6 protein-coding genes are annotated in these 4,963 nt (G+C 70.3%); 4 read left to right on the forward strand and 2 right to left on the reverse strand.

Features of this window, described 5'->3' with window-relative positions; translation table 11 throughout:
- Positions 1 to 718 (forward strand): RecB family exonuclease (locus ACXAID_RS26990; RefSeq protein ID WP_475025246.1); only part of this gene is annotated, 718 nt, incomplete at its 5' end.
- 5 nt (positions 719 to 723) lie between these two features.
- Here ACXAID_RS26990 and ACXAID_RS26995 read toward each other — a convergent pair.
- A complete protein-coding gene (locus ACXAID_RS26995) occupies positions 724 to 1,122 on the reverse strand; it encodes a DoxX family protein (protein WP_475025247.1) in 399 nt (132 codons plus the stop codon).
- A gap of 46 nt (positions 1,123 to 1,168) precedes the next feature.
- Here ACXAID_RS26995 and ACXAID_RS27000 point away from each other — a divergent pair, with 46 nt between their 5' ends.
- Complete coding sequence (locus tag ACXAID_RS27000; protein WP_475025248.1) at positions 1,169 to 2,248, forward strand: potassium channel family protein; 1,080 nt, start codon at positions 1,169 to 1,171, stop codon at positions 2,246 to 2,248.
- Positions 2,245 to 3,171, forward strand: coding sequence for an NAD(+) diphosphatase (gene nudC, locus ACXAID_RS27005; protein WP_475025249.1), 927 nt, complete (start codon positions 2,245 to 2,247; stop codon positions 3,169 to 3,171). Before ACXAID_RS27000 ends, nudC begins: the two co-directional genes overlap by 4 nt.
- A gap of 87 nt (positions 3,172 to 3,258) precedes the next feature.
- On the opposite strand, the gene ACXAID_RS27010 is transcribed toward nudC, so the two are convergent.
- Entirely contained in the window at positions 3,259 to 3,513 is a 255-nt protein-coding gene (locus tag ACXAID_RS27010; RefSeq protein WP_475025250.1) for a mycoredoxin, read from the reverse strand.
- An 80-nt stretch (positions 3,514 to 3,593) separates the two neighbouring features.
- On the opposite strand from ACXAID_RS27010, the gene ACXAID_RS27015 reads away from it, so the two are divergent.
- On the forward strand, positions 3,594 to 4,963 hold a 1,370-nt coding region (locus ACXAID_RS27015; protein WP_475025251.1), incomplete at its 3' end, for an ATP-dependent helicase.

Consider the following 4,963-nt stretch of genomic DNA (forward strand, 5'->3'; position numbering starts at 1 on the left):
GACCACCGGCGGGCCGGCGGCCGGGGGAAGCGACGAGCACGGCTGGGCGGCCGACGTCGACGCGCTGCTGGCCGAACGTGCGCAGACCGCCCGCCCGGGGACACCGTCGCTGCCGATGCAGCTGTCGGTCAGCGCGATGGTCGAACTCGGGCGCGATCCCGGCGCGGTGGCGCAGCGGCTGAACCGGCGCCTCCCGCGCCGGCCCGATCCGCACGCGCTGCTGGGAACGGCCTTTCACGAATGGGTGCACCGCTATTTCCAGGCCGAGAAGCTCTTCGACCTCGACGACCTGCCCGGTGCGGTCGACGCGGACCGGCCCGACCGCGGCGAACTCGAGGAGCTGCAGTCGGCGTTCGCGCTGTCACCCTGGGCGGCACGTACTCCCGTCGATGTCGAGGTGCCGTTCGACATGGTGCTCGGCGCGAAGGTGGTGCGGGGCCGCATCGACGCGGTCTTCGCCGACCCCGACGGCGGCATGACCGTGGTGGACTGGAAGACCGGTGAACCGCCCTCCGACTCCGAGGAACTGCAGCGCAACGCGGTTCAGCTGGCGGTGTACCGGCTGGCGTGGGCCGGGCTGCGTGGGTGCCCGGTGTCGTCGGTGCGCGCGGCGTTCCACTATGTGCGCAGTGGGCGCACCGTGGTCCCCGACGCGCTGCCCGAGGCCGACGAGCTGGCCGCGCTGCTCGCCGAGGGGTTCGACGGCGCGGCTGCGTGAGAAGGTCAGGAGTCGCGGTAGATCTTGAGCGCACCCAGGATCATCGGGATCTGGAACGGCAGCCGGGCGATCGCCACGATGCGCAGCGGCAGCGGCTTGGCCGGTTCCCGGAACCACAGCCGCACCATGTTCACGTTGGCCGGGAACACCGAGACGAACAGCGCGATCGCGGCCAGCGCGCCGAGCCGGCGGGTCTTGGGCGCCAGCAGCGCCGCGCCGATGCCGACCTCGGCCACCCCGGAGGCGTAGGTGTAGAACCGCGCGCTGCCGGGCAGCTCCTCGGGAACGATGTCGTCGAACGGCTTCGGGGCGACGAAGTGCAGCGTGCCGATGCCGAGCAGCATCGCCGCCATCCGGTACACGCGGGTCGGGGGCTGCTGCTGTGCGGGTGCGGAGGAGGTCATGATTACATTGTGCTGGTGCGGTTGCCTCACCCCCTGACAGGCCCCCGTGGTTAAGGGCAGGCTGCGTCGGCGGCTTCGTCGGTTCGACCAAGGGCTGACCGACCTCCCGGTGCATGCCCTGACCGACCGGGTGCAGATCCCGGAGGATCTGCCCAGCCCGTGGGTTCGGATCACCAAACGCATCGTCATCGCCCTTGCCGTGCTGTGCGCGGTGGTGCTGATCGTCTACCTGGACCGCGACGGCTACCGCGACGTCCAGGAGGACGGGCTGTCGCTGCTCGACTGCTTCTACTACGCGACGGTGTCGCTGTCGACCACCGGCTACGGCGACATCACCCCGTACACGGAGTCCGCCCGGCTGGTCAACATCGTGGTCATCACGCCGCTGCGGGTGGCGTTCCTGATCGTGCTGATCGGTACCACGGTCGAGACGCTGACCACCGAATCGCGGCAGGCGTTCAAGATCCAGCAGTGGAGGAACAAATTGCGCAACCACACCGTGGTGATCGGGTACGGCACCAAGGGCCGCACGGCCGTGGCCGCCATGATCGGCGACGAAGTGGCCCCCGCCGACATCGTCATCGTCGACGAGAATCCGGCCGCGCTCGAACGCGCCAAGAGCGCCGGGCTGGTGACGGTGCGCGGCAGCGCCACCGACTCCGAGGTGTTGCGGCTGGCCAGCGCGCAGCACGCGAAATCGATCATCGTGGCCACCAACCGTGACGACACCGCAGTGCTGGTCACGCTGACCGCGCGCGAACTCGCCCCGAAGGCCAAGATCATCGCCGCCGTCCGCGAGGCCGAGAACCAGCACCTGCTCGAACAGTCGGGCGCCGACTCCACCGTGGTGACCTCGGAAACCGCGGGTCGCCTGCTCGGCATCGCGGTGCAGACACCCAGTGTCGTGGAGATGATGGAGGACCTGCTGACACCCAACGCCGGGTTCGCGATCGCCGAACGTGAGGTCTCACCCAAGGAGGCCGGCGGCTCCCCGCGGCATCTGCACGACCTGGTGCTGGGCGTGGTGCGGGGCAACAAGCTGATCCGGGTCGACGACGCCGAGGTCGACGCGCTCGAGGTGGGGGACCGGCTGCTGTACATCCGCAGCGCCGAGGCGGATCGGTGAGCTTCCGGCTGCGCCACGTTCCGCTGCTGTCGCGGGTGGGGGCCGACCGGGCCGACGCGCTGCGCACCGATGTCGACGCCGCGGTCGCCGGGTGGCCCGACGCGCTGCTGCTGCGGGTGGACCGCCGCAACCAGGTGCTGATCTCACAGGGCCGCGCCGTGCTGAACCGGGCCGGCGGTGCCGGCGAGACTCCGCCGGAGAGCGCGGTGTTCCTGGGCCGGCTCGACGACGGTCGGCATGTGTGGGCGATGCGCTCGGAGCTGGAGCCCCCCGAGGATGCGCAGGCCCCCACCGAGGTGCTGGATCTGCGTCGTACCGGGGATGTGTTCGACGACCTGAGCGCGCAGCTGGTGGCCACCGCCACCGCGTTGTTGAACTGGCATGACAACGCCCGGTTCAGCCCGGTGGACGGTGCGCCGACCCGGCCGGTCAAGGCCGGCTGGTCGCGGGTCAGTGCGCTCAGCGGCCGCGAGGAGTTCCCGCGCATCGATCCCGCGGTCATCTGTCTGGTCCACGACGGGCACGACCGGGCGGTGCTGGCGCGTCAGGCGGTGTGGCCGCAGCGGTTGTTCTCGATCCTGGCCGGGTTCGTCGAGGCCGGGGAGTCGTTCGAGTCGTGTGTGGTGCGCGAGATCGCCGAAGAGATCGGGCTGACCGTCACCGACGTCGAGTATCTGGGCTCTCAGCCGTGGCCGTTTCCGCGGTCGCTGATGGTGGGCTTCCACGCCATCGGTGACCCGGAGCAGCAGTTCTCGTTCAACGACGGCGAGATCGCCGAGGCGGCCTGGTTCACCCGCGCCGAGATCCGCGAGGCACTGGACCGCGGGGACTGGGGTTCCGGTGGTGACGGCTCGCGGCTGCTGCTGCCCGGTTCGATCTCGATCGCCCGGGAGATCATCGAGTCCTGGGCCGCCCTGGACTGAGCCCCCTAGTGACCGCGAATGTGCGTTCCCTGTAGCAGTGAGCGCGCCGCGGCGACAGGGAATGCACGTTCGCGAGCGTGGTCGGGCTCAGCCGGCGATCTTGGCCTTGACCTGTGCGCCGCTCGGGTTGGTCAGCGTGGACCCGTCGGCGAACTTCAGGGTGGGCACGGTCTGGTTGCCCCCATTGACCGACGCCACGAAGTCCGCTGCGGTCGCGTCGCGTTCGATGTTGACCTCGGTGTAGCTGATGCCCTCGTTCTTGAGGATCTTCTTCAGCCGGACGCAGTACCCACACCAGGACGTGGTGTACATGGTGACCGTGGCGGCATCGTTTGCGCTCATAGGCCCTTCAACGTAGCCGATGCCCGATCCATGCCGCGCCGGGGCCACATGTGTCGGAGCTCGCTGACATGATGGTCGCCATGTCCCCGACAGCTTCGCGTGATCTGCTGCTGGGCGACCTGGACGAAGAGCAGCGGGAGGCGGTGCTCGCACCGCGCGGGCCGGTGTGCGTGCTGGCCGGTGCCGGTACCGGTAAGACCCGCACCATCACCCGGCGCATCGCCCATCTGGTGACCGCCGGGCACGTCGCGCCCGGCCAGGTGCTCGCGGTGACGTTCACCCAGCGCGCCGCGGGGGAGATGCGCGCGCGTCTTCGTGCGCTCACCACCGATGACGCCGCCGCCCCGACCGAGTCGGTGCAGGCGATGACCTTCCACGCCGCGGCGCGGCGCCAGCTGGCCTACTTCTGGCCCCGCGTCGTCGGTGACACCGACTGGCAGCTACTGGATTCCAAGTTCGCGATCGTCGCCCAGGCCGCCAACCGCGCGGGGTTGGCGACCGGCACCGACGATGTGCGTGACCTCGCCGGCGAGATCGAATGGGCCAAGGCGTCGCTGATCACCCCCGAGGGCTACCCCGACGCGGTCGCCGAGGCCGGCCGCGACATCCCGTTCGACGCCGCCAAGACCGCGACGGCCTACGCCGGATACGAGTCGCTCAAGTCGCGCCGGGAAGGCCTGATGCTGCTGGACTTTGATGACCTGCTGCTGCACACCGCCGCGGCGATCGAGAACGACGCCGCGGTGGCCCAGGAGTTCCGCGACCGCTACCGCTGCTTCGTCGTCGACGAATACCAGGACGTGACACCCCTGCAGCAGCGGGTGCTGCAGGCGTGGCTGGGCGGGCGCGACGATCTGACCGTCGTCGGTGATGCCAACCAGACGATCTACTCCTTCACCGGGGCCTCACCGCGTTACCTGCTGGATTTCTCCCGGCGTTTCCCCGAGGCGGCGGTGGTGCGCCTGGAGCGTGACTACCGCTCCACCCCGCAGGTGGTGTCGCTGGCCAACCGGGTCATCGCCGCCGCGCGGGGCCGGATGGCGGGCAGCAAGCTGCACCTGGTCGGGCAGCGCCCGCCCGGCCCGAACCCGACGTTCAACGAGTATCCCGACGAGGTCGCCGAAGCCGCGGCGGTGGCCCGCGGGGTGGGCAAACTCATCGAATCCGGCACGGCCGCTTCCGAGATCGCGGTGCTGTACCGGATCAACGCGCAGTCGGAGGTCTACGAGGAGGCGCTGACCGAAGCCGGGGTGCCCTTCCAGGTCCGCGGCGGTGAGGGTTTCTTCAGCCGGCAGGAGATCCGGCAGGCCGTACTGGCCCTGCAGCGGGTCGCCGAACGCGGCACCGATCCCGAGGCCGGCGTTGCCGATGTGGTGCGCGCGACGCTGGAGCCGCTGGGCCTGACCGCCGAGGCGCCGTCGGGCACCCGCGCCCGCGACCGGTGGGAGGC

This window comes from Mycobacterium sp. ABE4_509 (assembly GCF_056160785.1).

Excerpts from the sequence above, each read along its gene's own strand:
- ACXAID_RS26995 (WP_475025247.1), bottom strand. The coding sequence starts at position 1,122 with ATGACCTCCTCCGCACCCGCACAGCAGCAGCCCCCGACCCGCGTGTAC.
- ACXAID_RS27010 (WP_475025250.1), bottom strand. The coding sequence starts at position 3,513 with ATGAGCGCAAACGATGCCGCCACGGTCACCATGTACACCACGTCCTGG.